Origin of the sequence: Paraburkholderia sp. GAS33, from assembly GCF_050436645.1 — a bacterium.
Lineage (GTDB): Bacteria > Pseudomonadota > Gammaproteobacteria > Burkholderiales > Burkholderiaceae > Paraburkholderia > Paraburkholderia phenazinium_B.
Genome location: NZ_JBNDMP010000001.1, coordinates 889,610 through 915,303, shown reverse-complemented (window position 1 = coordinate 915,303; position 25,694 = coordinate 889,610). Strand labels below are relative to the sequence as shown.

General features: G+C 59.6%; 28 protein-coding genes. 15 read left to right on the top strand and 13 right to left on the bottom strand.

Going from position 1 to position 25,694, the window contains the following annotated elements; all coding sequences use genetic code 11:
- Nucleotides 1–88: 88 nt before the first annotated feature.
- On the top strand, nt 89–862 hold the full coding sequence (locus tag P3T24_RS04265; protein ID WP_429410795.1) for a helix-turn-helix transcriptional regulator: 774 nt from the start codon (nt 89–91) through the stop codon (nt 860–862).
- 160 nt (nt 863–1,022) lie between these two features.
- On the opposite strand, the gene P3T24_RS04260 is transcribed toward P3T24_RS04265, so the two are convergent.
- The 3 genes from P3T24_RS04260 to P3T24_RS04250 form a co-directional block, all read right to left on the bottom strand.
- Nucleotides 1,023–1,943 carry a proline dehydrogenase family protein gene (locus P3T24_RS04260; protein WP_429432715.1) on the bottom strand — a complete coding sequence of 307 codons (921 nt, stop codon included), beginning with the start codon at nt 1,941–1,943 and terminating at the stop codon, nt 1,023–1,025.
- Nucleotides 1,944–2,599: 656 nt separating this feature from the next.
- Nucleotides 2,600–3,004, bottom strand: a complete 405-nt coding sequence (locus P3T24_RS04255) for an Hsp20/alpha crystallin family protein (protein ID WP_429432713.1) — start codon at nt 3,002–3,004, stop codon at nt 2,600–2,602.
- 14 nt (nt 3,005–3,018) lie between these two features.
- Nucleotides 3,019–3,459 carry an Hsp20/alpha crystallin family protein gene (locus tag P3T24_RS04250; RefSeq protein ID WP_429432711.1) on the bottom strand — a complete coding sequence of 147 codons (441 nt, stop codon included), beginning with the start codon at nt 3,457–3,459 and terminating at the stop codon, nt 3,019–3,021.
- A 263-nt stretch (nt 3,460–3,722) separates the two neighbouring features.
- Between P3T24_RS04250 and P3T24_RS04245 the strand changes: the two genes are divergently transcribed.
- Nucleotides 3,723–4,109, top strand: coding sequence for a hypothetical protein (locus P3T24_RS04245; RefSeq protein WP_429432710.1), 387 nt, complete (start codon nt 3,723–3,725; stop codon nt 4,107–4,109).
- Nucleotides 4,110–4,246: 137 nt separating this feature from the next.
- Here P3T24_RS04245 and P3T24_RS04240 read toward each other — a convergent pair whose 3' ends face one another.
- The 4 genes from P3T24_RS04240 to P3T24_RS04225 form a co-directional block, all read right to left on the bottom strand.
- Nucleotides 4,247–4,639, bottom strand: a complete 393-nt coding sequence (locus tag P3T24_RS04240; protein WP_429432708.1) for a DUF4087 domain-containing protein — start codon at nt 4,637–4,639, stop codon at nt 4,247–4,249.
- A gap of 149 nt (nt 4,640–4,788) precedes the next feature.
- The gene (locus P3T24_RS04235; RefSeq protein ID WP_429432706.1) at nt 4,789–6,420 is read right to left on the bottom strand and encodes a serine hydrolase; all 1,632 of its coding nucleotides are present in this window, start codon (nt 6,418–6,420) and stop codon (nt 4,789–4,791) included.
- Nucleotides 6,421–6,651: 231 nt separating this feature from the next.
- A complete protein-coding gene (locus tag P3T24_RS04230) occupies nt 6,652–7,107 on the bottom strand; it encodes an NUDIX hydrolase (protein ID WP_429432704.1) in 456 nt (151 codons plus the stop codon).
- Between the two features lie 102 nt (nt 7,108–7,209).
- Nucleotides 7,210–8,040, bottom strand: a complete 831-nt coding sequence (locus P3T24_RS04225; RefSeq protein ID WP_429432703.1) for a GNAT family N-acetyltransferase — start codon at nt 8,038–8,040, stop codon at nt 7,210–7,212.
- A 461-nt stretch (nt 8,041–8,501) separates the two neighbouring features.
- On the opposite strand from P3T24_RS04225, the gene P3T24_RS04220 reads away from it, so the two are divergent.
- Together P3T24_RS04220 and P3T24_RS04215 are read left to right on the top strand one after the other, a co-directional pair.
- Nucleotides 8,502–9,236, top strand: a complete 735-nt coding sequence (locus tag P3T24_RS04220) for a hypothetical protein (RefSeq protein WP_429432701.1) — start codon at nt 8,502–8,504, stop codon at nt 9,234–9,236.
- Nucleotides 9,237–9,273: 37 nt separating this feature from the next.
- Nucleotides 9,274–9,555 (top strand): ester cyclase, encoded by a 282-nt coding sequence (locus P3T24_RS04215; RefSeq protein ID WP_429432699.1) that lies wholly within the window; start codon nt 9,274–9,276, stop codon nt 9,553–9,555.
- On the opposite strand, the gene P3T24_RS04210 is transcribed toward P3T24_RS04215, so the two are convergent.
- The 3 genes from P3T24_RS04210 to P3T24_RS04200 all read right to left on the bottom strand — a co-directional run bounded on the left by P3T24_RS04210 (nt 9,539) and on the right by P3T24_RS04200 (nt 12,245).
- Entirely contained in the window at nt 9,539–10,963 is a 1,425-nt protein-coding gene (locus tag P3T24_RS04210) for a phospholipase D-like domain-containing protein (protein ID WP_429432697.1), read from the bottom strand. The two genes, P3T24_RS04215 and P3T24_RS04210, sit on opposite strands and share 17 nt — an antisense overlap.
- A 194-nt stretch (nt 10,964–11,157) precedes the next feature.
- Nucleotides 11,158–11,619 carry an ASCH domain-containing protein gene (locus P3T24_RS04205; protein WP_429432695.1) on the bottom strand — a complete coding sequence of 154 codons (462 nt, stop codon included), beginning with the start codon at nt 11,617–11,619 and terminating at the stop codon, nt 11,158–11,160.
- A gap of 131 nt (nt 11,620–11,750) precedes the next feature.
- Nucleotides 11,751–12,245, bottom strand: coding sequence for an adenylate kinase (locus P3T24_RS04200; protein ID WP_429432693.1), 495 nt, complete (start codon nt 12,243–12,245; stop codon nt 11,751–11,753).
- A 191-nt stretch (nt 12,246–12,436) separates the two neighbouring features.
- On the opposite strand from P3T24_RS04200, the gene P3T24_RS04195 reads away from it, so the two are divergent.
- Both P3T24_RS04195 and P3T24_RS04190 read left to right on the top strand, forming a co-directional pair.
- Nucleotides 12,437–13,045 (top strand): nucleotidyltransferase domain-containing protein, encoded by a 609-nt coding sequence (locus tag P3T24_RS04195; RefSeq protein ID WP_429432691.1) that lies wholly within the window; start codon nt 12,437–12,439, stop codon nt 13,043–13,045.
- Nucleotides 13,046–13,281: 236 nt separating this feature from the next.
- A complete protein-coding gene (locus tag P3T24_RS04190; protein ID WP_429432689.1) occupies nt 13,282–13,653 on the top strand; it encodes a YciI family protein in 372 nt (123 codons plus the stop codon).
- A 389-nt stretch (nt 13,654–14,042) separates the two neighbouring features.
- Here the strand turns inward: P3T24_RS04190 and P3T24_RS04185 are convergent, their stop codons facing one another.
- Nucleotides 14,043–14,372: a LysR substrate-binding domain-containing protein gene (locus tag P3T24_RS04185; RefSeq protein ID WP_429432687.1), complete on the bottom strand. Its 330-nt coding sequence runs from the start codon at nt 14,370–14,372 to the stop codon at nt 14,043–14,045.
- Nucleotides 14,373–14,784: 412 nt separating this feature from the next.
- On the opposite strand from P3T24_RS04185, the gene P3T24_RS04180 reads away from it, so the two are divergent.
- The 8 genes from P3T24_RS04180 (at nt 14,785) to P3T24_RS04145 (ending at nt 22,606) form a co-directional block, all read left to right on the top strand.
- Entirely contained in the window at nt 14,785–15,579 is a 795-nt protein-coding gene (locus P3T24_RS04180; RefSeq protein WP_031356643.1) for an SDR family NAD(P)-dependent oxidoreductase, read from the top strand.
- A 772-nt stretch (nt 15,580–16,351) separates the two neighbouring features.
- Nucleotides 16,352–18,031: an ABC-F family ATP-binding cassette domain-containing protein gene (locus tag P3T24_RS04175; protein ID WP_429432685.1), complete on the top strand. Its 1,680-nt coding sequence runs from the start codon at nt 16,352–16,354 to the stop codon at nt 18,029–18,031.
- A 348-nt stretch (nt 18,032–18,379) separates the two neighbouring features.
- Nucleotides 18,380–18,820 (top strand): hypothetical protein, encoded by a 441-nt coding sequence (locus P3T24_RS04170; protein WP_429432683.1) that lies wholly within the window; start codon nt 18,380–18,382, stop codon nt 18,818–18,820.
- A 131-nt stretch (nt 18,821–18,951) separates the two neighbouring features.
- A complete protein-coding gene (locus P3T24_RS04165; RefSeq protein WP_429432681.1) occupies nt 18,952–19,914 on the top strand; it encodes an AraC family transcriptional regulator in 963 nt (320 codons plus the stop codon).
- 92 nt (nt 19,915–20,006) lie between these two features.
- The gene (locus P3T24_RS04160) at nt 20,007–20,504 is read left to right on the top strand and encodes a methylated-DNA--[protein]-cysteine S-methyltransferase (protein ID WP_429432679.1); all 498 of its coding nucleotides are present in this window, start codon (nt 20,007–20,009) and stop codon (nt 20,502–20,504) included.
- 248 nt (nt 20,505–20,752) lie between these two features.
- Entirely contained in the window at nt 20,753–21,295 is a 543-nt protein-coding gene (locus tag P3T24_RS04155; RefSeq protein WP_429432677.1) for a carboxymuconolactone decarboxylase family protein, read from the top strand.
- A 54-nt stretch (nt 21,296–21,349) separates the two neighbouring features.
- Nucleotides 21,350–22,174 (top strand): isocitrate lyase/PEP mutase family protein, encoded by an 825-nt coding sequence (locus tag P3T24_RS04150; RefSeq protein ID WP_429432675.1) that lies wholly within the window; start codon nt 21,350–21,352, stop codon nt 22,172–22,174.
- A 39-nt stretch (nt 22,175–22,213) separates the two neighbouring features.
- A complete protein-coding gene (locus tag P3T24_RS04145; protein WP_429432673.1) occupies nt 22,214–22,606 on the top strand; it encodes a RidA family protein in 393 nt (130 codons plus the stop codon).
- A gap of 69 nt (nt 22,607–22,675) precedes the next feature.
- Here the strand turns inward: P3T24_RS04145 and P3T24_RS04140 are convergent, their stop codons facing one another.
- Together P3T24_RS04140 and P3T24_RS04135 are read right to left on the bottom strand one after the other, a co-directional pair.
- On the bottom strand, nt 22,676–23,605 hold the full coding sequence (locus tag P3T24_RS04140) for an intradiol ring-cleavage dioxygenase (protein WP_429432671.1): 930 nt from the start codon (nt 23,603–23,605) through the stop codon (nt 22,676–22,678).
- Nucleotides 23,606–23,742: 137 nt separating this feature from the next.
- Nucleotides 23,743–24,672: a LysR family transcriptional regulator gene (locus tag P3T24_RS04135; protein WP_429432669.1), complete on the bottom strand. Its 930-nt coding sequence runs from the start codon at nt 24,670–24,672 to the stop codon at nt 23,743–23,745.
- Nucleotides 24,673–24,806: 134 nt separating this feature from the next.
- On the opposite strand from P3T24_RS04135, the gene P3T24_RS04130 reads away from it, so the two are divergent.
- The gene (locus tag P3T24_RS04130) at nt 24,807–25,547 is read left to right on the top strand and encodes an SDR family oxidoreductase (RefSeq protein ID WP_429432667.1); all 741 of its coding nucleotides are present in this window, start codon (nt 24,807–24,809) and stop codon (nt 25,545–25,547) included.
- The last annotated feature ends 147 nt before the right edge of the window (nt 25,548–25,694 follow it).

The following is a 25,694-nucleotide window of genomic DNA, read 5'->3' as shown; positions in this document are numbered from 1 at the left end:
GAGGCGATTCTGACAGGCGTAGCATTGGTAACAAGGCCTGGTACTATCCTGGGATTTCCGCGTACCTGCTTGAGGAGGACGGACGATCATGACAACCGCGAGCCGAAGCGAATTCGGCGATTTTCTGCGCTCACGGCGCGAGAAGCTAAGCCCTGAATCGGTGGGGCTCAATAACGGGCGGCGGCGTCGCACGCCCGGTTTGCGTCGCGAGGAAGTTGCCGAACTCGCGGGCATCGGCGTGGACTGGTATGTGCGGCTCGAGCAGGGCCGCACGGTGAGTCCGTCCGATACCACGCTTGAAGCGCTGGCTCGCGCGCTGCGGCTCGGCAAAGTCGAGGCGGCGCATCTGCGCGCACTGGCACGCAGCGGCGATCGGCAAACCTTCACTCGCGAGAGCGTGCCGGGACCCATCGCGAATCTGATTGCGACTCTCGAGCTTCCCGCGTATGTCACGGGCAGGCGTTGGGATCTGCTGGCCTGGAATGCAGCGGCGGCCGATCTTCTCGGCTTCGAGCGTCTTGCCGAAGCGGATCGCAACATTCTGGTGTTCATGTTCATCGAACCGGATTCGCGACGGCTTTTCGGCGCGAACTGGACCAGCGAGGCGCGTCGCATGATCGCGTTGTTTCGCGCAACGCATGATCTGTATGCCGACGATCCGGCCTTCGTCGAACTGGTCGAACGGCTGCGCGCGCACAGCGCCGAATTCGCAAAATGGTGGAACGCGCACGATATTCGTGGCGGCGCGTCCGGGCAGAAGGTGCTGATCCATCCGCAGCGCGGCGCGCAACGCTATGACTACGCGACCTTTCAGGCAAACGACGACCCCGCGTTGAAACTCGCGATCTACACGCCTGCGTGAATCGAAATCCCCACGCGCCGAGCGTCAGCATGGCGAGGCGAGCCAAGCCGATCATCGGACAGGCTCGACCCACAGCAGCCGGCCGGATTTCGCGAAAGTAGCCGTTCGAACCGGGACCAACGATCTGGTCGGTCCCGATCCACCGGTCTTGCTGTAACCGCTAGCGAGCCCGGGCGCTACGTATCATCGCAGCCAGGATATATCCGGCAATTCGCGGATTCTCCTTAATTCGCCGGGTGCTGTAGCCATACCAGTCATGACCATATGGCACATAAACCCGGACGTGAAATCCTTGCGCAAGCAAAGCGTCACGCTGCGGTTCGCACACGCCTAGCAACATCTGAAACTCGAATCGCGAGCGGTCAACTTGCTCGCGTTGCAGCCAACCGGTCAACGCATCGATCAATTGTGCGTCGTGCGTTGCAATGCCCACGAACGATCCCGCCCGTATCGCGGTCGATACGTGCCGAACGAAGTGCGCATTGATCGCGGCCCGATCCCTCGATGCACCGTCGACGAGATGCTCGGTCGATTCTGCATAAATCCCCTTGCAAATGCGCATGCGGCTCTTGCGCGCCTGCAGGGGAACGATGTCGCCGTTCGTGCGCGTCAAATACGCTTGCAGCGCGATCCCGACCGGATAACCGTTGGCTTCGAGCTCCCGGAACATGTCGAGCGTTTTCTGGGTGCAACTGACGTCTTCCATATCGATGCACGCGCCGATTCCTTGCGATGCCGCCGCTCGCAAAACCATAGAGACTCGTGCCATGCACGCGTCTTCGTCGAGATGCAGTCCGAGGGCGGTCAATTTTATCGATAGCTCGGTGGGTTGATTTTCTGCACCTAGCGCCTGGACGAGATTGAGATACTCGCGAGCCATCGACTCCGCATGCTCGGACGACGACGCAGTCTCGCCCAGCACATCGATGGTTGTACGGAAGCCTGCTGCGTGGAGCGCGTGGATGCGCGTGCGAGCATCGCAGAGCGTTTCGCCAGCGATATAGCGGCGGGAGATCTTACGGATTAGCGAACGGGGAACGAGCGGGATGGCGCGAGCCGCCATCGTATTGAGAATACGCATGTTGTGGTCTCATGAAAACGCAGTCGCACGAATCTGGATACAAAAAGTCGATTCGAACGACATCGCCGGACTGTCTATCACAACAGGTCCGGGACGAATGCCAAAGTGGATGCAAGCACTGCATCGACACAGGCTTTCAGTGCGTTTTCGAGGGAGGCCAGGCAGCTGCGTACATTGTTCGAGCGAAATCTTTTGCGATTAACTACGGGGCGAGACAAAGCCTGATTTCTTTACGTCAGTCAGGCATTGGGAATCGTAGCATGAACGAACAAACGGGGGTGATGAGCCGATCCGCGCTGCACCGAAGCTTTGATTGTTGACGATCGGCGCGTCCCTGCCGAATGTCGCTGCATGGAAGCAAGCGTCCTCGCGATGTACGGGAATGGCGTCGCGACTTCACGCCAAACAGATTCAAACACGTGGACACCGCACCGTTTGCAAAACGGGTGGAATGCGGACACGCGGCACGATCATCGCCTCAGAGCCGACCGAACGTGGATCAGCGGGAATGCCTGGAGTTGATACCAGAGGAGAGTTCACCTCCGCGAGAACATTTTGGAGCGCCGACTCGCGTGCGTGCCTGCGCGGAAATGTTTGCGCAGCCATCCGCCGGACAGCTGCGCTCGTGCCCGTGTAGGGCGCGGCCTTTTACTCCGTTAATCCACGTGTACATCAATGCGGCGCGGACGCGCTTCTTCTCGACGCGGGATGCTGAGTTTCAGCACGCCGCCCTGCAGATTGGCGTCGACCTTGGATGTATCGAAGTCCTCACTCAAGGTGAAAGCCCGCGCGAAATGCGGCGCACGAATCTCTGCGTGGTGCAGCCGCAGGTCGCCTGGCGTGGGCACCACCGCCTCCGCTTCGATGTACAGCCGCCCATCGTGAACCTTCACGTCAAGCTTGTCGCGCGATACGCCCGGCAGGTCAGCCCACAGGGTGATGCCGTGGCTGTCCTCGATGATGTCGACGGCCGGCGTAAGCGTTGAACGGCGAGCGCTGTCCTGGTTACTACGAGCCACACCGCTGGTATCTCGCTGTGCGATTTGAGTCGTGTCGTTCATGGCTTCCTCCTCGCTTACTGGATGGTGATGGCGCGCGGCTTCGAGGCCTCGCGTTTGCCGATCCGGATGGTCAGGCAACCGTTCGAATAGCCAGCTTCGACCTTGTCCGGATCAGCGTTCTGCGGCAGCTCGATCACGCGCCGGAACGTGCCGAAAAAGCGCTCCTTGGCGTAGGCGCGGGTTTCGCTCCCCGCCGCCAACTCGGACGCTTTGCGCTCACCGGCAATGGTCAAAGTGCCCTTGTCGACGGTCACTTCGAACGTGCCTGGGTCAATGCCTGGTGCGAATGCAACGATGTTGATGGACTCGTCGGTAGTGCCGATATTGAGAGGCGGGAATGCGTCCGTGCGGCTCGAGCGGATGCTCGATGGAAGGTTGCCGAACAGCGCAGACATCTGCCGTTGCAGACGATCGAGTTCCCCAAACAGGTCGTTGCTAAAGTAGAAGTCACTCATGATTCAATCTCCCGTGATGCGAAATGATCAAAGGCGTCCACCTGCTGCCGCGCCCCGACGAAGCGCACGCGGTCGCACTTCCTGGAGACGCTGTATGGGCGGCGCGCAGCGGCCTTTGCGACCCAAAAATAGGCGCTTGCCCGAGACTTTCAATATCAGCAGATCGAATATTGACTGCGCCTCAATATATTCCGCCGGATATATTGAAACACCCAGCGGGAGCCCTTATTTGCACCGCGCGGATTGTTCTGGAAGGAGGCAATATGGAGTTCGATACTGACTGGGTGACGCTTGGCAAACACCGTGTCCGACTGCATGCGACCCGCGGCTTTCCGGCCGAACGGCTGCGCATCGTGGCCGAGGTCGCGCGGTTGGCCGTTGAAAGCAACATGAGCGCGCGGGCGCGCCTCGTGGAAGTGGTGTTTCGCGATCAGGACGGCGTGTATGACATCTCCATTGGCACGACCATCGCCGAAGACCGTACGTGCGCGGCGTCGATCGAAGCGGCCCTTGCCACGATCTTCGGTCTCACCCCCGAACAGGTCGTGTTGACGGTAAAGGCCGTCTCTCAGGATGAGGTGGACTTGAGCTTCGGCACTTATGAGCGGTTGCTGGCGCAAAAGATCGGCGCCACCGCCCCGATCCAGTAGCACACGGCTAGCACCGCTAGCGATCCATCTAACCGGCGGGGCTACCCCGGTGAACATTCTTCGGGAGGCGAGGAACCGCCGACCACGTCTCCCGGCCACACGCGGGCATTAAGCACTGGCGGTTGCACGATGGCGAGTCAAGGCGGTGGCAATTTCGGATCGAGTTTGCATCGTCTGAGTGGTAGCGGCTGAGCGGATACCAGTCGTGTCACAAGGCGTGACTTTTCATCGACCTGTACATCGAGGCAGGCGCAGCCGTACCCGTGCTCTCCAGCGTTGGTCACGACCCATCCTTTCGTCGTCATGTCCGGCATGTTGTCGATCCCAGGGGCCTGATAGCCACCTTGTTCCGAAATTGTCCATTCGCCACTTCGGTCCACTAACGAAAAGTTGGCGGGAGTTGGATTTTCGAGCCAGCCACAGCGCTTCTCCACGGCACCTTGCGCGTCGGCGACGGAGGTTGCCAACGCCATTCCTAATCCGAGCAACACCACAAACGGATTTGTCATCAGGGTTTTCTCCTCACTCATTGGCAACTGTCGACAATCTGAACGTCACCGTCGAACGTCGGTTCATGGCCGCGCTCTGCACGACCCGGTCGGCTCAGTGCGACGCGTAGGACGATGTTCAGAAATTCCGGCATTGATGCTCGACAAAACAGACAGTCAGCAATTATGACTCAAGCCGTCATGGAAATTACATCGAACAGCCTGAAAGCGCGTAGCTGTGTTCCAGCGTGATGTAGAGTCAATCCCCAAACTCCGTCTCTGTCGGTGTACTCGAAAGTAACCTTGGCTTGTGTGTCATCGAGGACAAAACAGCGACCACTCTCAAAGACAGCGTTCGACTTCTGCTGCCCGGTCGCTTGCACCGATAACTGCTCGCCGCAAAGCGTCACTTCAAAATGCATCAGCGGGTGTCGATAGCGTCCAACATACTGCGAGAGTTCCGTTGAATCTGCCGAGATGTCCTTGCCATTTTCCGGCTGCCTTTCGTCTACCTTGCGGTAGACCGCGTCGTCTATCCTTCGTCCTGCGAACGATACGCCATGCTCGCGAAGAGTCACTACAGAAGCCTTTCCTTCTGCCTCGCGGCTGAACGCAATCTCAATGTCACGAGTTCGCGAAAAAAATGCATCGGATTCCGAACAAGCCAGTGTTAGCCGCTGAAGACCAGTCAGGTTTGCACAGAGCATCCCGCTTTTATCCAGGGAGATTTCCATAAAGCACCGCTGGCCAAGTCGAAAAACACCCACATATTCGTCAAGTTTCGACGCATCCAGCGTGATGTCGTGAGGCGTCTGATACAGACCGAGACTTGCGTGCGCAAGACGTTCGGTGATCTTCAAAACTCCCGAGGCCTGCAGATTGGCGAGAGCGATGACGGTAAGGTCGTCGTCGGGATGCAGGTCCAATGCGCTCAAGAACCCATTTATGGCGCCCCCATGCCTGACGAAGCGGCGCCCATCGGCGGACCCAACAAACCAGCCATAGCCGTACCCCTGTCCATGATCTCGCAGCATGTGCTGTAGAGCAGCCGGTCCGATCACATCGCCTCTCATGAGGGCCTGCGACCAGCGATACAAGTCGTCCGCAGTAGAATAAAGGCCGCCGGCAGCATAGGGTAAAGACATGGCAATGAACCGCGCATGTCTCCACTTGCCGCCGATGCAGGTATAGCCGTCCGCTCGCCGCTCGACAATCTTCCAAGTATGGTCATAGCCGCTATCGGCCATGCCAAGGGGCTGGAAGAACTCGTTTTCCAGGAAGTCGGAGTAACGTTGGCCGCTGATGGCTTCCACCACGCTGCCAAGTAATATGTACCCGGTATTGCTGTAGCGAAACCGGTCGCCGGGCGGAAACTCCAGTGCCTGGCCGCTGGTCAGCTCCATGATCGCCTTCGGGGTTCGCTCCTCGAGCGAAATTCGAGTTAAAAACTCCGGCAGGTCGGTATAGGAAGGGACACCCGATGTATGAGTCAGCAATTGATGAATCGTGACGTTATGCCAACTATCTGGCGCGTCGGGTAGGTGTTGACCTAACCGGTCATGAACGCCCAGCTTGCCGCGCTCCGTGAGGCGGAGAATCGCAGCCGCCGTGAACTGTTTCGTAATTGAGCCGATGCGAAATCTTGTTTCTGGTGTGTTCGGGATAGCCCACTGCCGATTGGCGAAACCGAAACCCTGACGAAAGATTATTTCTCCCGCTTTGGCGACCAGAACTACACCGGAAAAAAGATCGTCGTGAACGAACGCCGATACGATTTCCTGTGCTGCTACAGCGCAGTTTTCCGCGCGAGGCGTGGCGCACATGATTCGGGTCCTTCAAGGGAATTGGGCGAAGTCCTGGGCCACAGTCTACAACTGGTGGTGACGTCTCACTTCGATAGCGAGGCCTCGTAGATCGTCAACGATCTGGCGGGATGCGGCGAACGTCTCAATTCGGCCCGGAAACAGGAGTCTGAAGGCAAGAGCCCCGCTGCCTTGATCCAAACGTCCACGCTTTCGCGGGTCTGCTCGGTGATCTCGAACTGCACCGGCCGCTCAGCCGCCGAAAACGCCTGCCTCGTCTAGCATCTCGACTAGCCCTTCCGGATAGATAGTCTCGCCGGCGGTAGACAATTCCTCCCGGCTCCACCATCGGTGATCCGCCATCACCTCCCTCTCTTCCGCGGTCCAGCCGTCACGTGAAATGGCTTCCGTGTCTGTGTTAACGACGAAATATTGTTCGACCGCGAGCACGCGCTCGCCATCTGGCAACTGCAAGGCCACTTCGCGCCGCCCGACCGGCACGGATACGTGCGCCTCTCGAATGCCTGTTTCTTCACGGAGCTCTCGCATCGCAGCGTCCGCGAACGTCTCGCCATGCTCGACGCCACCGCCCGGCGTTGCCCAGTAGACCTTGCCTGCTAGCACACCCGTTTTGTGAACGAACCGGAACAGCAGCACTCGCCGCTTTGGAGTGGTAATCAGTAGTCTGGCGGAAGGACGTTCGCGCATGAGATTCAATCGGAAGTAAATGTCAGTGAAAGAAAAATATGCAGCGGGAATGCGACCCGCTTCGGTCCGCAATCTTTCTCAGAGCCGGACGCTCCGACCACATCAACCAAGGGCCGGAGAGCGATACGTTACAAAGTGCTCGTCCTTCGTCACGACAGAGAAGCCGAGCTTTTGATAGAAGCTCATCGCTGCTTCATTGCAGAGAAAGCATGACAAGGTCAATGGCTGGTCCGACTCGGCCACGCGCGACATCAGCGTTTGCATCACCTCCCGACCGATCCCCCGGTTTCGGAATTCCGGCCGCAGAAGCAACAGCGATAAATGGACTGCCTCGACCTCATTCCTAAGTGCAAAATATCCGGCCGTCGCCGATCCTATGGTGATCAAAGTGCATTCAGAATCGGGGTAAGATTTTTCGAAGCGCTCCCGTTGAAAATTCTCATCCCAGCCGAATGTCTGATCGATGAATCCGTGCAGCGAGAGTTTGTAGATCTCGAAGAGAGCTTGTCGATCAACCGTTCCTTCAAGCCTCGGAATCAACCGGATTGCATTGGCTTCGTAAGGCTTCCCTCCCCTCGGCGCTACTGCATAGGACATGAAATGCCGTTCCTTGGTCGAGTGCTCGACCTTGAATCCGTTTCTTTCGTAAAGTTGCCTGGCCCGGTTGACGCGAAGAACTCGCAACCGGATGGATTTTCCAACAGCGTTAGCACGCTCAATAAGACGTCCAAGCAGCAACGTGCCGATACCACGCCCTTGATAACCGGGAAGAATATAGAGCTTTTCCAGCATCAAAGCCTCTGGTTCATCGACCACTGCGATGCAACCGATCTCGTCTCCATCGCATTGAATAATCTGGTGGGTCTCCGGCCGGAAATTATCAAGCGGTTCCGGTATCCAACTACCCCACGTACGTTCGGCATACTCCCTCATGCACGATTCCTGAACGGTACACAAGAAGCTCCAGTCGGACGCAGTGGCCGGGCGTAGCGTGATATTCGGCATCTGGCTTTGTGGTTCGATGGATTGTCTGGACTGCAATTGTCGACTAACTGGAGCAAGCGGTCCACCGGCCGAAATTGGCCACACCGCGTCCCACAACCAGGCGCGACGATCGTCTCGGACGGGTGTTCAATGCAAAAGCATAACCTGTCCTGCAAGAAACAATCAGCTTTCCGCACGCCTACCGAGGACTGTCACCGGTCTGTCTTCCGCCATTAAGCAATCGCGCATGGTTCTTTTATCGGGAGTTATGCGCCTCAGATAAAAACTTAAAGTTCACGCAAATAGGGCCGATAAATAGCTTGCCAGTGTTTGAATTTGCTGTGATGGTGACCTCCATCCGAAGACACTGGCCAATAGCGTCCGCGCTCTTAATCCTCAAATAAAAGGCCATGAATATCAAAACGCGTTCAACTTCTGCACTTGCGGGTTTTATCGTTGCAACAACACTGCTCACGGGCTGTACTTCGCTTCCGAAAACAGATCTCGCCAGTAGCAATCGTGAAAAGCTCCATTCGATCGCCATGCTGGATGTCACCGAACCGCGCGGCGAGAGCGTGGTCAACTTCGGTGGTGCGGCCGGAGCATTTGGATTGATTGGTGGACTGGTGCAAGGTGGAGTCAACGCCAATCATACGAGTACGTACACGCAGCATGTGGCGAGCGAAAAGATCGCCTTCGCCCCCGTCGTCAACGATGGCCTGACTACGCGACTGTCCAGTAATGGCTATGAAATCGTTGCGTTGCACGACCAGCACGCCAAGCTCTCGAGCGACGGTAAGTCCGACGATTTCTCCGATGTCAAGACCAACGCCGACGCCATCCTGAGCGTGTGGATCACTTCGTTTGGTTACGTGTCCCCGCCGGAATCGAGCGATTTCATTCCGTGGGTCGTCGTCCGCGCTCGCCTGCTCGACTCGAAGTCCAAGCAAGACATGTACTTCAAGACATTCGCCTGCGGCTGGGACATCAAGGCCAACTCTGTTCATGTCGAAGCGGACGCCAAATATCACTATGGTAGTTTCGGCACCTTGATCGAACAGTTCGATCAGTCGGTCGCAGGCCTTAAGGACTGTGAGCAGGCAGTTGTCGCCGCAATTGGGCAGGATCTGACGAAGCAGCAGTAAGGGTGGTGGTGAGTGCAGCCGTCCCCGGCACCATTCAATGGACGCTCGAGGAAATGATCGCGGAAACGACACGGTTGCCGCACGTTTCATCATGCGCGGTACTCACCAAGCCACCTCCTTTTGCGCGCCTGCGAGCGGAAAGAATATCCAGGTTCAGGCCGTGAACTTCTATCGCGTTTCCAGCGGGAAAATTGTCGAAGAACGCGGGCAACCTGAACGGCCGTTCATGACCGACTACTGCGCGACACCGTGCAGACGGCGCCCCGAACTGACGACGTCGTTTAGCGACAGGCACGCCGCGCTCAGAGGAAGTTCCTGATCAGTATCGTCACCCACTGCCAGGCACCGCCGCAGCCGGCGGCCCGGCAGCGCGCATCGGGATCCGCCAGAAGGCGGCCATTGGCGTCGCTCACCGAACTTGAGTTGCGCAGGAAGTACGCCACGCTGTCTTGCAAGGGATCGAGCCCGTCCTCCGGGATATCTATCCACAGGCCGTTTTCGGTATTCAGGTGGGCCGACAACGAATCGAAATTGAAACTGCCGAGATAATATCGATGGCCGTCGATGAGGACCAGCTTGGCGTGCATCATGCGGTTCTCGTCGTCGGAATATTCGCGCACCTCGATCCCGGCATTCACCAGGTCGGGCAGATCGTCGGCGTAGGCGCGCGCGACGGCGGGGAATTCCTGCGTCAGGCTCGCCAGCGAGGCGCTTACCAGGACCACATGGACACCTTCGCGCCGCTTGCGCTCAAGCGCCTCGCGCAGTTCCGGCACCAGGATCAGGTAGGGGTTGATGATCAGGATTTCGTGCTGCGCCGTATCGAACGCTTCTAGCATGTCCTGCAACGTGCCTGGCGAGCGCTTGTCGGGCCAGTCGTGGACATAGCGCAGGCGATCGCAGGCGATCGGCGTCCAGGCGGGATCGAAATGCGCACCGGGCGCGGGCGGAGCGGCGGGGTCATTCGCCGTATCGGAGACAGGTGGTGTATCGCTCGCGGCCAGGTCCGTCGCCGGGGCTGCAGCGTCGAGCGGAGCCAGCAGCCATTCGCGCCAATAATGGATGCGCGCCGGGTCCAGCGTCGCATAACCCTGAGAGACGCGATAAGGACTTGCGACCTTTAGGAATTTTTCCGGCTCGGGGCGAACCACTTCCGGGCTGTTCCAAAACAAGGCGAAATGCTGGGACATGGCGTGCAGGGAGGAAGCATCCTGGCCGGCGTCGCCCGACACCATCAGATCGCGCTCGCTGAGCCAGTTGCGGAAGCTCGCATCCCAGATCGAGGTACTGCCGATCACGGCCGTGTCGCCAACCAGGAACAGCTTGTCGTGCATGCGATGCGAAATCTCGACGAGATCTGATCGTGGATGGAAGATTCGGAGTTCGATGCCGGGAGCCACCTCGTGCAGGGCGACGATGAACTCGTCCTCGAGCGGGAAGTGCGGCTCGGGGCCGATGCCGTCGATCAGCAGCTTGACCGGCACGCCTCTGCGCGCAGCCTCGACCAGATGACGCAACAGCAGGCCGCCGGTCTGATCGATTTCGAAGATGTAGGCGAGGATGCGGATCTGCTCGGTAGGCGTGGCATGGTCGACCAGCGCAATCCGCGACTGCATCAACTGACCGTCGTCAAGACTGGCGACCAGGTCGACACATTGCGCGTGGGCGTGCCGGGAAAAGGCAAACACGCATGCCAGAATGAGCGCCAGGCTTCTCGTTGTGGTCATGATGTGGCGAACTGGTTCGATGTGTCTCGGGCTCTGCGTAAATCTCCGATTGTCGCCGATTTATGAACACTGTTTCAACGACCGTTCATGGCCGGTGAGGTCCTGCAGGCATGCGCGACAACTGCTTCGAGGGGCAACAGGCGCTCCGGACCTGATGGTTGGTATCCGAGGCAGGAGTCGTCCACATCGCGTGTTTAAGCGAAAGTGTATAGGACCTCAAATCTCTCACAAACGAGAGGCATCGATTTATCAACCTTACGGCCAATTCGCTTGCACTCGTCGGTGAAGAATCGCCAGTGTTCTTTTTGCCAATGCGACAGCGAGCGGTCACCTTCGCCTTCGCTGGCTGCGAAATCGGCGGTCACAGCGTCAAACGGTACGATTTCCACCGCCGTGGCTCGTCGAACAAACGACGGCCGACCATACCAATCAAGCACGATCTCCATGTCCCCGACGTCAGGGCGGGTCCCACCGTCGAAATCCCAAGACCAAACCAAGCTGCAAGTAGCGCGCTTTACGCCAGTCAGGATGAGAGTGATTAGCGATTCTGAAAGCGCCTCTGAATCTCCGAAGCCGCCGATTCGGACGATACCTTTCGGCAGATTTACGCCTCTCTCGGCCAACTCAGCGATCAAGTCATCCACATTCTTGTCCATGCGGCGGAGTCCTATGTTTTGTGCACGCCTTATCGGGTTATCTCCGCGCCGAATGGCAACGAGCAACAGGTCGTGGTCGAGCGTCTCAAAGTGGGCGATCCCCCTCGACTATCTTGGGCAACGCAACATCGTCAGTGGACGCAGTCCGCGAATGCCACAACCTGCCCTCGCGTCGTCAGACATTTCTTTTCTCGCGCGAACGAGTTGAAGATCGACTCGTGTGCAGCATACGAACTCGAACCGTTACGCGACCGGTACGTCTGCGCCCACTGCAATAGTTCCGCGAAGGACTGAGCAGTCGCGCCACGCCGCATACCTCGTTGGCGAATGTTAGCGACGCATTCAGACTCGTCAAGGTTTATCCAAACCAACGCCGTCGCGCCCGAAAGAATTTCGGAGACGATCCATCCGTAAATACCTTCGATCACCCAACGTTCTGCGCGAGCCGCTGCCCGCGCCATGGCGATCACGTCTGCTTGCTTCCGGGCCACGTTGTAACCGCCAGGCTCCCAGTTGAACAGGTCAAGATCGATCCAGGCGCAACACAGCGAGGTGGCAAGCTGCTCTGAGAGCCAGCTTTTCCCCGAGCCTGAGTTTCCGATCACCAGGGTTTTTGCCAGATTCATTCGAGATGAGTCATCATTCGTGTGTTTGAGCGAGCATTGTCGCGAATTCGCGCCAGCTCGTCGACCACCCGAAAGTGGCCCGAACCTTGTCTTATGCGATAGGCATAAACGACTGCGTTTGTGAACGACGCGTGCCGATTATCTCGTGGGAAAATCTCAGTCTCCGAACCAAAAAAAGTCGTGCCAAAACTATGAACACCCAAGTCAACGTACCGGACCAAGAAGCATGGAATGCGTGGCAACCGGCCGAACTGGCTCAACGGTTGAGTGGCATAAGTTTGCCTTGGTGTGTCGCTGGTGGATGGGCTCTCGATCTTTGGCACGGCACGCGGACACGTGAACATGGCGATCTGGAATTCACAATCTTGCGAGAAAATTTCAACGAGTTCCGTCAGGCGCTCAGTGGTTTGGAGTTCTACACTGCTCACGCTGGCGTGCTCAAAGAGATGCCCGTAGATCCGAATCCTCCAAGTGGCGTTATGCAGTTCTGGGGATTTGATCGCGTTGCCGGATGTTGGCGAATCGACATGATGATCGAACCCGGGACCGCCGAATCCTGGGCTTACAAGCGAGACCCATCGTACAAAAGACCGCGCGTTGAGATGGTGATGCGAACGGCTGACGGCATTCCATATCTGAACCCGTCGGCGGTATTGCTTTTCAAGGCTCGGGATCGCCGCCCGAAAGATCAACACGACTTCGAGAGGGCGTTACCGAAGCTGCCGGCCGTCGAACGCGAGTGGCTCAAAGACTGCCTCAACGTTCTTCATCCTGGAAACGAATGGGCGCTGCAGTTGTAACGACGACTCATGAGCCTTTCGCGTGAATTGCCAGCAATTTGGGGGCGTGCGTCGACCGTCTCTTGTTGGCCGACCATCGCCTCATGCGATCCGCATGTGCAGCACGAGCCCTACGGTCGGCACCGCACGACCGCAAAGGGAACAAGCTGGCGAGACCCGCTACAAACTCTCCAGAAGCTTGTCGATTTTCGATCATCAGATTCGTCGTCAGGGTATTCCCACCCAAAGGATCTCCCATGAAATACCTCGGCTTGGCTTACTTCACCCCCGAAAAACTCGCCGCGATGGCGCCAGACGACGTCAAGAAACTGGTTGGCCAATGCCCCGCATTGGACGACAAGATGCGGGCGACCGGCAAGGTACTGATTTCCGCGTCGCTTGGCGATCTGGACACTTGGAGGACGCTCCGCCCGCGCAGTGGCAAGACGCACGTCATCGATGGGCCCTACACGGAGTCGAAGGAAGTCGTGGGCGGCCTGTTCGTCATCGAGGCGGATACCCACGACGAAGCGTTGCGCATCGCCTCCATGCACCCGGCGGCCACGCTGGGCGAAGAAGGCGGATGGGCCGTCGAGCTTATCCCCCTGGATTTCTACCTGACCAGATGATGGCTTGGACGCGTGTCTCAAACATGCATTGGCGCTCCTTCGTCCACAAACACATGCACGGCTTCGTGCGTCACCGTGGCTGTGCTACTTCTGCGCGAGCGGGGGCGCCTGTGATCGCCCCTGAAGAGACCGTCGATTTTCTCAATAGCGGACGGTCGCGGACAACCGCCCGGATCGTTGATCAAGCACCAGAACCTACGCTGTGGGATAGATGGATCGTTCAGCCTTGATCAAGGAAAACAGACGAACGTCGTGAAATGCGTCTTTCCAGTACCCCACTGTCGCATGATGCCTTCCTCTATAAATCCCAAGCTCCAATAGGAAGTCTGCTTGACTGATCCGAAGGCCCCCCTCCGCCATCACTGACCATTTTTTCTAAGTTCGGATGACTAAATATGCCACGGTATAGCCTCTGCGAAAAAATCGGAGACTTGTCGCACACGCGCGGGTACAAACCGGCGTCTTGGCCAGATGAGGCTTATGTCTCTGGCGTCGCCTATAAATTCGTCGAGAACGGTGATGACGTCCGGATGGCGGAGATCGTCGGCAAGAGAGATCTTGGCAAACAGGCCGATTCCCACACCGGCTAAAACACCAGCCCGGAACGTTTCGATACTGTTGGACGTGAAATTTCCGTGCACGGACAGGCTAAATCGACCTTCTGGTCCTACAAAAGGCCAATGCCTTGACTCCGTCAAGCCGCGATATAAAAAAGGCAATTGTGATCAACGAGCTCGACAGGAGTTTTTGGCATTCCGCGTTGCTCGAAGTAGCGACAGGATCCGACGCAGACGAGAGGAGTGCTGGCCACGCGCCTGACGATCGCGTCAGGATCGTTCACGAGCCCCACTCGGAGCGCCAGATCAATCCCATCTCACCATATCTCGCACGAAGTCCGAGAGAATGAGATCCACCTGAAGGCCAGGATTGAGTGATAGCAGGTCGGGAATAAGCGGCAAAACATGAAGACGGCCAAACGTACCTGATGCAGCAATCCTGAAGGCGTTTAATTCGTGGAATCGATCCACTTCCATTCCCCTTGAGAATTAATATTATGGAAAATTGAGCAATTATCATTGGTTCCGACATCACTCACAATGCAGCTCTATCCACAGCTGAAGGAATGGTGTCATGAATATTGATCTCACTGGCCGCAAGGCCGTCGTTACTGGGTCTACAGCAGGTATCGGCCGAGCCATCGCAGAAGGGCTGGGGCGCGCAGGCGCCGCGGTCGTGATCAACGGCCGCACAGAGAAGCGCGTCTCCACGGCGCTTCGGGAGCTTCGCGAACTCTTGCCCAAGGCGGAGTTTACCGGCGTCATCGCAGATCTTGCGACGCCGAAAGGCGCGGCGGACTTGTTCGCGCAGGCGCCGGATGCGGACATTCTCGTCAATAATGTGGGTACTGGGCGTCCGAAGTCCTTCTTTGAAATTGAGGACAGCGAGTGGATCGATCTCTTCGAGCTCAACGTCATGAGCGGTATTCGCGCCTCCCGCCACTATGTGCCAAACATGACGAAGCGCGGCTGGGGGCGAGTCGTCTTCATCAGTAGCGAGTCCGCGCTTGCCATCCCCAAGGACATGATCGACTACGCCACGACCAAGACCGCTCAACTCGCCATTGCGAGGGGCTTGGCTGAGGTGGTCGGCGGAACGGGCGTGACCGTTAATTCGGTTCTCCCTGGTCCGACGAATTCGGAGATCATGGGTGGTTGGGCGCAGGCGAACGCAGATGCGCAAGGCATTACGCGTGAGGAAGCCGAGCAGCAGTTCCTGAAAACGAATCGCCCGACCACGCTCCTCAATCGCTTCGCGACAACCGAAGAAGTCGCAAACCTAGTCGTCTATGTCTGCTCGGAGCAGGCGTCGGCGACAACAGGCACTTCCTTGCGTGTCGACGGCGGCGTCGTTCGGACAATTGCATAGGGCGCCCGCTTTTTCACTCGCTCAGCGCGGCCTCGGGAGGGGCCAACCATCGGTTGCTTCCCGGAGTAGACAACAGACCAAGTTGAATGGGCCAGCTTTCGTACGAGTATTTCCAACCAAAAATAGCCGCCCAGAGTTGCCTTAATCACGCCGACCGGTTGTCCATGGTGACACGCCGACGATCCTCGCCTTTGGGTCGATGGTCCGCTCCTGGCCTGGTCCCGCCTGGAATCGCCTAAGCCGAATGTAACGCCGCCGATCTGAAGTCGACGGTCGTTCGCCCCGGGCATGACAGCCGAAAAGCGCTTGCTCTACGCTGACGCCAGGCAGCAGACGGACGTTCGCCCGCGGACGTTGGCTCGACCGCCCGGCTGAATGACAGCTCGACGGCCCTATACGGCCATTACTTCCACGCTTGCCTGGGTTGTGATGATGAATCGCATCGTCGTACTCCTGAGTTGAAAGGTGCTTCAGGACCGCGACGAGCGAAGGGCTGTCGAATCGACATGTTGCGGCCTGCCTGTCATCGATCCCATCCGGCGCCGGTCGACCCGGCGGTAACATTCCCCGCAATCTTCAGTCCGCGGGTTCCTGGATAATTTCCGGGTATTCCGACCATGGCCTACCAACTGATTCCTGTACCCGTCCCCGCCTCGCGTTATGGGCGGTGGACGCCGCCAAGCGCAAGCGGCTCTTCCCTTGTGCAACCAGAAAAAAACAGTCCTGTAACCCCGGTCGGCTATCATGCCTATCCTCTCCGAAGTAGCTCCTTATGATTTCCGTCCGTAATGTCACGCTGCGCCGCGGCGTCAATGTCGTACTCGACAACGCATCCGTCACCTTCACCCCCGGCGAAAAGATTGGCCTTGTCGGCCGCAATGGCGCCGGCAAGTCGTCCTTCTTCGGCCTTCTCAACGGCACGCTGCACGAAGACGGCGGCGAGTTCTCGATTCCCGCTGCATGGAAGATGGGCCAGGTCGCGCAGGAGATGCCTGAGACCGAGCAGAGTGCGACCGACTTCGTAATCGAGGGTGACACCGTCATGCTGGCCGCACAGGCTGAAGTCGCCGCCGCCGAGGCCAGCGACGATGGCATGCGCATGGCGCACGCCTACATGGCCCTGCACGACGCAGGTGCACACGATGCCCCCGCACGTGCCCAGGCGCTGATCCTGGGCCTTGGCTTCAGTGCTGCGCAGCTCAGCCAGCCGGTCAACAGTTTCTCCGGCGGCTGGCGCATGCGACTGCAGCTGGCGCGCGCGCTCATGTGCCCGTCCGACCTGCTGTTGCTCGACGAGCCGACCAATCACCTCGACCTCGACGCGCTGGTCTGGCTGGAAGCGTGGCTCAAGCGCTATCAGGGAACCATGGTAGTGATCAGCCACGATCGCGAATTCCTCGACGCGGTGACGCAGGTGACGGTGCACGTCGACAACGCCAAGCTGGTGCGTTACGGCGGCAACTACAGCAAGTTCGAAGAGATGCGCGCTGAGCAACTGCTGTTGCAGCAGGCCGCGATGGCCAGACAGGCGGACAAGATCGCCCACCTGCAGAAATTCATCGACCGTTTCAAGGCCAAGGCCTCGAAGGCGAAGCAGGCGCAGAGCCGGGTCAAGGCGCTCGAACGCATGGAGAAGATCGCGCCAGTGCTTGCCGACGCAGAGTTCACCTTCGAGTTCAAGGAGCCGTTCAACGTCCCTAACCCGCTGTTGTCGATGCTGGACGCGAGCTTCGGTTACCCGGCGTCGGCCGGCGCACCGCCGGGCACGCCGCCGACGGTCATCGTGCGGGGCATCAACCGATCTGTGCTGGCCGGGCAGCGCATCGGCATTCTCGGCGCCAATGGCCAGGGCAAGTCCACTCTGGTGAAGACGGTGGCGCACGAGCTGGCGCCGATTGCCGGCGAAATCAGCGAAGGCAAAGGCCTGAACATCGGCTACTTCGCCCAGCAGGAACTCGACGTGCTGCGCCCTCTCGACACGCCGATGGAACACATGATCCGCCTTGCCAAGGATACGCCGGCGCACATGCGTGCCCCCGGCCAGAGTGGCACCGAACAATCGCTTCGCACCTTCCTCGGCACCTTCAGCTTCAGTGGCGACATGGTCCATCAGGCGGTCGGCACGATGAGCGGCGGCGAGAAAGCGCGGCTCGTGTTGTGCATGATCGTGTGGCAACGCCCCAACCTGCTGCTGCTCGACGAGCCTACCAACCACCTGGACCTGGCCACACGCGAAGCGCTGGGCATGGCACTCAACGAATTCGAAGGCACAGTGTTGCTGGTTAGTCACGACCGTTCCCTGCTGCGCGCGGTATGTGACGAGTTCTGGCTCGTCACCAAGGGTGGCGTCGAGCCCTTCGACGGCGATCTGGACGATTACCAGCAGTTCTTGCGCGACGAAGCCCGTCGCATGCGCGAGCAGGCTGCCGGGGAGCAGAAAGTCGTCGCCTGAGTAAGCCCCTGGCAGCTCCAGTCTGGAAGCTGCCATAGCGCTCGCATCGAGTCGAAGGGCCGCTTAAGGCGGCTTCGGCCGATGAACGAGCGTTCGTGTTTGACAATCGGATGACCGTTTACGGGGCAACGCCGACGCCTGGACGGATGAATTCTTCAGTGTTCTGTTCCCGTATTACCCGGCTTCAGTTTGCGATATCAAGTAGAGACGTTCCCGTGCGCAACGCCGGTAGTCTGCCCACCATTATCGACACCAATCAGGCAACGATTTCGTATCGTTGCAATCGGGCAAGTGGGCAAATGTGGCAGTTGGCTAGAATGGACAACCCCGACCTTGACGACCCACGCCATGGAATCATCCGAGATCTATCAATCCGGCTTCTACACCCTGAGTCAGGCACATGGATTTCGCTTGCCTGGTTACCTCATCCTGAGTTCCAACACGCCCGTTTCCCGGTTCTCTGACCTTCCGTTGCAGGCGGACGCTGACCTTGGCGCTTGCATACGTTTGGCGGATACTTTATTGCACACGCTGTTGGCACCCGAGCGGGTATACGTGTTGCGATTCGGCGAGTCGATTGAGGCTATCCACTTCCACATCATTCCGCGGACCAACGAGATCGCATTGCAGTTCTCTGCCCCGGACCAGGTGCAGCCCGGTTTAAACGGGGCGGATATTGCAAGTTGGATATGGCATAACCATGACGCCCTGGGCTACTCGGATATGGACATCGACTCGTTCATACAGCGGGCAAGACAGTTCGTGAAGGAAACCCGGTCTTTGAACTAGCGACACCTGGCCGATGCAGCGCTCGCCAGTTTGCAGGCCAATCGAAAATAGACAAACTCGCCCATATGCTGACATAGTGAGGGCGGAATCCAACCAGTTTTTCAACTTTTCCATTCCGCCACCCCATACGAATGCCAGCCGCAACGCCGATCCCCTCGCCTCGTGTCTCCCCCGTCGATCTGAACGAACTGATCACGCTGCTCGAGATCCGGGTGCTGGGATTGTCCGAGTGTCTCGTCAGCCAGGGCTTCGTGCTCGAACTGGACGGCAACGACGCGCCCGGCATCCACTACATCCTGTCCGGCGAAGGACTGCTGCATATCGACGGCGCAGAGACGGTGCCGCTTGCACCGCATACGCTGCTGATCGTGCCGCCCCGTCACCCGCTGAAGCTTGAGGTTCCCGCCGCCAAGGCCGGCATCGCGCCGATCGTCGTGCCTGGGCGCGAGCACAAGCAGGTCGTCGATTCGATCAACCGGTTTCGCGCCGGCACCTCCGAGCCGATGACCGTGATGATCTGCGGCTATTTCAATGCAGCATTTGGCGCATCCATCAATCTCTTCAAAACGCTGTCCACACCGATCGTCGAGCAATTCGACGCGTCCGACCGGCTCGACGTCTACCTGCGCACCGCCTTCGATGAACTCGTCGCCCAGGAGATCGGTGCAGGCGCCATGTCGGGGGCGTTGCTGAAACAGGTGATCGTCGCGCTCGTGCGCCGCTCGCTGAAAACGAACGCGCTCTGGCTCGAACGCTTCGCGCTGCTCGGCGATCCACAGATCGCGCGGGTCTTCGCGGACATGGTCGCCCGCCCCGCCGCGCCGCACAGCGTGGCGAGCCTCGCAGACGCGGCATTCCTGAGCCGGTCCGCCTTCATGGCCCGCTTTTCAGCGGCCCTCGGCCACTCGCCAATGCAGGTCCTGCGTGACATCCGCATGCGACAAGCCGCCGCCCAGTTGCGCACCGGTGATCTGTCGCTGGATCAGGTCGCGCGCAATGTCGGCTATGCGAGCCGCGGCACCTTCGTCCGCGCATTTCGCGAAGTATTCGGCACCGGCCCGGCCGGGTATCGGTCAGACGCCGAACACGCCTGAACTGCCGGACGATTTGCACTATCTGGCGGACCCCATGCAGCGCCCTCCCGTCCATACTGACTCATGTCAAAACCATGGACTGGAGGTTCAAAATGGCTCCCGAATACATGATCGTCGACTCGCCAGTCGGCAAGCTCAAACTCGTTGCGCGGGATACGAAGCTGGTCGCGATCCTGTGGGAAAACGAGCGCAAGAACCGCGTGAAGCTCGGCGAGATGCAAGCGGCGGACGACAATCCGGTGCTGCTGGACGCCGCCCGGCAACTTCGCGAGTACTTCGCTGGCGAGCGCACTCGATTCGATCTCGACATCGCGATGGAAGGCACGCCGTTCCAGAAGCGCGTGTGGGACGCGCTGCTCGACATTCCGTTTGGCGAGCGGCGCACCTACCGAGATATCGCGACGCGAATCGGCAACCGTCAGGCCGTGCGGGCTGTGGGCGCGGCGATCGGGCGCAATCCGCTTTCGATCATTACGCCGTGCCATCGTGTGATCGGCTCGTCGGGGAGTCTGACAGGCTTCGCTGGTGGCCTTCCAACCAAAGCCCTACTGCTTGACACGGAAGATCGGGCAGCACGAAAAACCGTCTGAAGACAGCCCGCAAGTCACCCGCCCCCTGACCGGCGTCACGTGTCAGCGCGCAAGCGCTGATGCCTGGCGCCGGTTTTTTTTGCGGCGATGTCATCACGCTCCGCATCGATCCGCACAAGCGGACTTTCGCGGCGGTTTGCCGGACTTTTTGCACGGCATGTGCCTCTAGACTTTCCATCAATGCAAACGCCAACACAGACGCGTTGGACGCAGACCCGCTTCCTCTATCGATCATCAGGAGAACCATCATGACCCGCATTGCGCTTCCCACCGACGAACAGATTCCCGCCGCGTCGCGCCCCGTTGTCGACGCCATAACGAAGCAACTGAAGATGACACCCAATCTCTTCCGCATCATGGCGCTGAGCCCGAACGCGCTGAACGGATGGGCCGGACTGCAAGGCGCGCTCGCGAAGACGCTCGACACGAAGCTGCGCGACGGTATCGCGCTCGCGGTTTCGCAGGCGAACGGTTGCCAATACTGTCTGTCGGCGCACTCCCACGTGGCGAGTACCCTGGCGAACATCGACGACGACGAAATCCGGCTCAATCGCGCCGGCCAATCCGGCGCACCGAAGACCGCGGCAGCCGTGACGTTCGCGAAGAAGCTGATGGAAACGCACGGCAAAGTCAGCGAAGATGATCTGCAGGCGGTACGCGCGGCGGGCTTCACCGATGCCAATATCGTCGAAATCATCGCACTCAGCGCACAGTTCCTGTTGACGAACTTCGTCAACAACGCGTTCGACACCGAAATCGATTTTCCGGTCGTCGAAACGGAAATTGGCTAAAGCCGAGAGCGTTCGGGAGCCCGCACGGGTTCCCTTCCTTGTCAGGAGTCCGTTATGCCACGCACCGTCACCGAAAAGCGCGCCGCGTTCCGCACGCTGCACGAATCCGGCTGCTTCATGCTGCCGAATCCCTGGGATGTAGGGAGTGCCCGCTACCTCGCAAGCCTGGGTTTCCAGGCCATCGCGACCACCAGCTCCGGCTTCGCGTGGTCAACCGGTCGCGCGGACAATCACGTAACACGCGAGATCATCCTCGCGCATCTGCGCGAGATGGTCGCAGCAACAGACCTGCCCGTGAATGCCGACTTCGAAAACGGCTTCGGTGCAGATCCAGCCGACGTCGCTGAAAGTGTCAAGCTGGCGGTTGAAACAGGGGTCGCGGGTCTGTCGATCGAAGACTCCACTGGCGATGCCGCAAGCCCGCTGTTTCCGGTCGATATCGCAGTTGCGCGGCTCAAAGCGGCACGCCAGGCAATCGACGAGAGCGGCGGCGACACGTTGCTGATCGGCCGCGCGGAAAATTTCTTCGTCGGTGCGCCGGATATGGACGGCACGTTGACACGGCTCAAGGCCTACGCGGCAGCCGGCGCTGATTGTCTGTACGCGCCCGGCATCCAGACGCGCGAACAGATCGAAGCTGTCGTTGCCGCGGTGGCGCCCAAGCCCGTGAATGTGCTGATCGGCTCGCAATCCGCATTTACGCTGCAGGAGCTGGGCGCACTCGGCGTGCGACGTGTCAGTGTCGGCGGCGCGCTGGCGCGAGCTGCGTGGGGCGGCTTCATGCGCGCCGCGCAGTCGCTCGCGAACGGACGCTTCGACGGATTCACCGATGCCGCGTCAGGCGCACAGCTCAACGCGCAGTTTCGCGACGGTGCTTGAGATTCGTTCAACATCAATCCATTTTTCAAGGAGAACATCATGGCCCGCGAAATCATCCGCGTGGAACCGCTGTCCAGTTGGCTCGAACGCTGGAAGGCACCGACATCGGCCGTCACGCGGCACGGCGACACGATCTACGTGTCCGGTTTCCCGCCGTTCGATCCGCAAACCGGCGAAGTGTTGGATGCTCCGATCGAACAGCAGACCCGGCGCGTGCTGGAGCAACTGAAGCTGTGTGTAGAGACGGCGGGATCGTCGCTCGATCAGGTGCTGAAGTGCAACGTCTACTGCACTTCCGTGGCGATGTTTCCGGTCGTCAACGAAATCTATGCGCAGTTCTTCGGCGCGCAGCCGCCGGCACGGATTTTCGTTAACGTGCCGGCGTGGCCCGGACATTTCGACATCGAAATTGATTGCGTTGCGGCGCTGTGAATATGGCGGCGTGCTAGCGGGCACGGAAAAGCGTGCGCCTCAACTCGGCATCGTTTGGTCCACGTTCGATCACTCGCGGATCGACCCGGCAGGCACCGTCTTGAAGTCGACTTTGTTGTCGACGGGCACGGGCGTGGCATCAGGATCGACCGCTGCGACGATCCGTGCGCGCAGTCCCTTCGCGGGGTCATTGCCATATAGCGGCGCGACGCGCGCAATCGACGTCAGGCCCTGCTGCCTCGAGAACACGGGATCGTCGTTCTGCGTCGTGCGGAGAGTGCGGTGATCGCGGTACGGTGCAAGACCCATTAGTTGTACCATCAACTTCTCGGGAAAGAAGATTTGCCCAACGTGCGACACGTGGCTGGCCGCGTGTGTCGAGCCCGTGCCGCGAACCTTGAAATGAATGTGGTTCGTGCGCCCTTCGTACACACCGGGCACGATTGTCTGGAAGGTCACGAGGCCATCGCGACTGGTGCGCTGGATGCCGCGCAGGAAGGTCAGATGGTAGCTCGGCTCCATTTTCGGCGGCGGCCCCGGCGGATGGCCCCGTCCTCTGGGCGGCTGGTCCGGCGGTTGGCCGCCCGGCGGCGGTCCGTCGGGCCTCTGCCCACCGGGACCGCCGGGCCCTCCCGGGCCGCCCTGCCATGTGCCCGGCGGCGGTTCCGGCGGCGGGGCGTTCTTCGTGAAACCCGAATAGACGCCCAACGCGTCGCATTGCCAAACGTCGATGATCGCGTCCACCAGCGGCACGCAGCGGCGCGCGTCCATCACCTCGATATCAAGAATCAGCGGGACACCGGGCCGACCTTCCGTGATGTCGCTACGCAGGAGCTCGTCGTCGAGATAGTACGGACCGACCTCCTGTTCGGGACTCAGCTTGCATAGCGCGGGATCGGTTTGCGCGCCCCATGCTGCCTTCTGCAACGGCAACGCGGTGCCAACGACGAGCGTCGCCGACAGGAACCGGCGACGCGTAAATGGTGCTTCGAAAGCCATGAAGGACTCTGGAAATAGACGGTCGTCCAATGTATGGCAAAACTATGGATTCACGTTTACTCGCCCATTTCACCGCCTTAACGCATGCCGGTCGATGGCTCCTCGGCCTTCCGCCATTCACACTCTGTCGTGAAGGTCTATAGCACTCTTGCATCCAACCCGCTGTCACCGCCAAATTTCGCCGCGTACACCTGACTCGCCCAATCCACGAAAGCACGGACCCTCGGAGCGAGCTGCCGGTGCTGGGGATAGAGAATATTGATGGGTAGGCCCGGACTCTCCCACTCCGTCAGGACCTCGACGAGGCGGCCATCGGCAAGCTCGTCCTCCACGTGGAAGCGGGGCAACTGAATCAGACCCGCCCCGCGCAACGCGCAGACAACATAATTCTCAGCGTCGCACACCGAGATCCAATTACGCAGCTTGAATTCGGTGATCTTCCGCTCGATGCGCAGTTCGATCGCATAGGAGGACTCACTCGTCTGGGAAAAGAAGCCAACAGCTTCGTGCGAGGCCAGGTCGGCCGGCGTCGAGGGCACGCCCAATCGCGCCAGATAGGCGGGGCTCGCGCAAATGATCTGCGGTACGACGGCCACAGGCCGCGCGATCAACGACGAGTCGCGCAGGCGCCCCCCACGGACCACGCAATCGACACCTTCGCGCACGAGGTCGACGAGGCGATCGCCGCTACTCACCACCAGTTCGATACCCGGATAGCGCGCACGAAACTCATCGATGCGCGGCAACACGATGCGTGTGGCGTGCGTGCCATGCAGGTCCAGCCTCAACACGCCACGCGGGTTGCTGGTCTGATGCGAGAACGACGACTCCGCATCGTCGACCTCGCTCAGGATGCGCACGCAGCGCTCGTAAAAAGCTTGGCCGTCGAGTGTCGGCCGCACGTGCCGCGTCGTTCGTTCGAGTAACCGCGTCCCGAGCCGCGCCTCGAGTGCCTTGATGGCATACGTCGCGGTCGCGCGCGGGATGTCCACCATGCTCGCGCCTTTAGTGAAACTGCCCTGCTCGACAATCCGGACGAACAACTGCAGCGTGTCAAAGCGATCCATATCCGCCGATCTCGATTAGTTATTCCCATTGAATAGTCATGGCAATTTACCACCATTTATCCAGGCACTCTGTGCGGGAATAATCGCTCTCAAGGCAGTCGACCACCTGAGAGTCACTCTGCAAAGGAGCAAAAATGGAAACTGGTTCTTCACGCGTGGCCATCGTGACCGGCGGGTCACGCGGTATCGGGCACGCGATCGCCTTGCGCCTTGCACAGGATGGCCTGGCCGTCGTCGTCAATTACGCCGGCAATGAAGCCGCCGCACAGGACGCGGTGGAGACCATCCGCGCTGCCGGCGGCACGGCCATTGCGTCGCGCGGGGACGTCGGCACCCCGCAGGACGTCGAGCGAATCTTTGCCGACGCCCGACACGCGTTCGGGCGCATCGACGTGGTGGTCAACAGTGCCGGTGTGATGTCGCTCGGCACGATCGCGGATGGCAACCTGGCCGCCTTCGACGCCATGATCGCCGTGAATCTGCGCGGCACGTTCCTGATGATGTCCCAGGCCGCGCAAGTGCTTCCCGATGGCGGCCGCTTCGTCGCGCTGTCGTCGAGTGTCATTGCGAAGAATTTTCCCGGCTACGGCCCGTATATCGCCAGCAAGGCCGCCGTCGAGGGCCTCGTGCGCGTCTTCGCCAACGAGTTGCGCGGACGCGGCATCACCGTGAACGCTGTCGCGCCCGGCCCGGTTGCCACCGAGCTCTTCCTTGCCGGCAAGTCGGAAGCGTTGATCGCTCAGATCGCCAATCAGGCGCCGCTCGAACGCCTCGGACAGCCCGAAGACATCGCATACGCCGTGTCGTATCTCGTCGGCTCCGAGGGCGGCTGGATCAACGGTCAGGTCCTGCGCGCCAATGGCGGATTCGCCTGAGCCCCGCGCGAAGGCCGTCCAATCACCTTTTCCTGAGGTAGGCGTCGCATGTCGTCAGTTATCCTCATCACCGGCGCGTCAGGCGGATTCGGCGCAGCGACGAGCCGCTGCTCTAGAGCCGGGCGCCCCTGCGTCGCGCCCGGTAAC

Excerpts from the sequence above, each read along its gene's own strand:
- P3T24_RS04265 (WP_429410795.1), top strand. The coding sequence starts at position 89 with ATGACAACCGCGAGCCGAAGCGAATTCGGCGATTTTCTGCGCTCACGG.
- P3T24_RS04260 (WP_429432715.1), bottom strand. The coding sequence starts at position 1,943 with ATGCGTATTCTCAATACGATGGCGGCTCGCGCCATCCCGCTCGTTCCC.
- P3T24_RS04255 (WP_429432713.1), bottom strand. The coding sequence starts at position 3,004 with ATGAACGACACGACTCAAATCGCACAGCGAGATACCAGCGGTGTGGCT.
- P3T24_RS04250 (WP_429432711.1), bottom strand. The coding sequence starts at position 3,459 with ATGAGTGACTTCTACTTTAGCAACGACCTGTTTGGGGAACTCGATCGT.
- P3T24_RS04245 (WP_429432710.1), top strand. The coding sequence starts at position 3,723 with ATGGAGTTCGATACTGACTGGGTGACGCTTGGCAAACACCGTGTCCGA.
- P3T24_RS04240 (WP_429432708.1), bottom strand. The coding sequence starts at position 4,639 with ATGAGTGAGGAGAAAACCCTGATGACAAATCCGTTTGTGGTGTTGCTC.
- P3T24_RS04235 (WP_429432706.1), bottom strand. The coding sequence starts at position 6,420 with ATGTGCGCCACGCCTCGCGCGGAAAACTGCGCTGTAGCAGCACAGGAA.
- P3T24_RS04230 (WP_429432704.1), bottom strand. The coding sequence starts at position 7,107 with ATGCGCGAACGTCCTTCCGCCAGACTACTGATTACCACTCCAAAGCGG.
- P3T24_RS04225 (WP_429432703.1), bottom strand. The coding sequence starts at position 8,040 with ATGAGGGAGTATGCCGAACGTACGTGGGGTAGTTGGATACCGGAACCG.
- P3T24_RS04220 (WP_429432701.1), top strand. The coding sequence starts at position 8,502 with ATGAATATCAAAACGCGTTCAACTTCTGCACTTGCGGGTTTTATCGTT.
- P3T24_RS04215 (WP_429432699.1), top strand. The coding sequence starts at position 9,274 with ATGGACGCTCGAGGAAATGATCGCGGAAACGACACGGTTGCCGCACGT.
- P3T24_RS04210 (WP_429432697.1), bottom strand. The coding sequence starts at position 10,963 with ATGACCACAACGAGAAGCCTGGCGCTCATTCTGGCATGCGTGTTTGCC.
- P3T24_RS04205 (WP_429432695.1), bottom strand. The coding sequence starts at position 11,619 with ATGGACAAGAATGTGGATGACTTGATCGCTGAGTTGGCCGAGAGAGGC.
- P3T24_RS04200 (WP_429432693.1), bottom strand. The coding sequence starts at position 12,245 with ATGAATCTGGCAAAAACCCTGGTGATCGGAAACTCAGGCTCGGGGAAA.
- P3T24_RS04195 (WP_429432691.1), top strand. The coding sequence starts at position 12,437 with ATGAACACCCAAGTCAACGTACCGGACCAAGAAGCATGGAATGCGTGG.
- P3T24_RS04190 (WP_429432689.1), top strand. The coding sequence starts at position 13,282 with ATGAAATACCTCGGCTTGGCTTACTTCACCCCCGAAAAACTCGCCGCG.
- P3T24_RS04180 (WP_031356643.1), top strand. The coding sequence starts at position 14,785 with ATGAATATTGATCTCACTGGCCGCAAGGCCGTCGTTACTGGGTCTACA.
- P3T24_RS04175 (WP_429432685.1), top strand. The coding sequence starts at position 16,352 with ATGATTTCCGTCCGTAATGTCACGCTGCGCCGCGGCGTCAATGTCGTA.
- P3T24_RS04170 (WP_429432683.1), top strand. The coding sequence starts at position 18,380 with ATGGAATCATCCGAGATCTATCAATCCGGCTTCTACACCCTGAGTCAG.
- P3T24_RS04165 (WP_429432681.1), top strand. The coding sequence starts at position 18,952 with ATGCCAGCCGCAACGCCGATCCCCTCGCCTCGTGTCTCCCCCGTCGAT.
- P3T24_RS04160 (WP_429432679.1), top strand. The coding sequence starts at position 20,007 with ATGGCTCCCGAATACATGATCGTCGACTCGCCAGTCGGCAAGCTCAAA.
- P3T24_RS04155 (WP_429432677.1), top strand. The coding sequence starts at position 20,753 with ATGACCCGCATTGCGCTTCCCACCGACGAACAGATTCCCGCCGCGTCG.
- P3T24_RS04150 (WP_429432675.1), top strand. The coding sequence starts at position 21,350 with ATGCCACGCACCGTCACCGAAAAGCGCGCCGCGTTCCGCACGCTGCAC.
- P3T24_RS04145 (WP_429432673.1), top strand. The coding sequence starts at position 22,214 with ATGGCCCGCGAAATCATCCGCGTGGAACCGCTGTCCAGTTGGCTCGAA.
- P3T24_RS04140 (WP_429432671.1), bottom strand. The coding sequence starts at position 23,605 with ATGGCTTTCGAAGCACCATTTACGCGTCGCCGGTTCCTGTCGGCGACG.
- P3T24_RS04135 (WP_429432669.1), bottom strand. The coding sequence starts at position 24,672 with ATGGATCGCTTTGACACGCTGCAGTTGTTCGTCCGGATTGTCGAGCAG.
- P3T24_RS04130 (WP_429432667.1), top strand. The coding sequence starts at position 24,807 with ATGGAAACTGGTTCTTCACGCGTGGCCATCGTGACCGGCGGGTCACGC.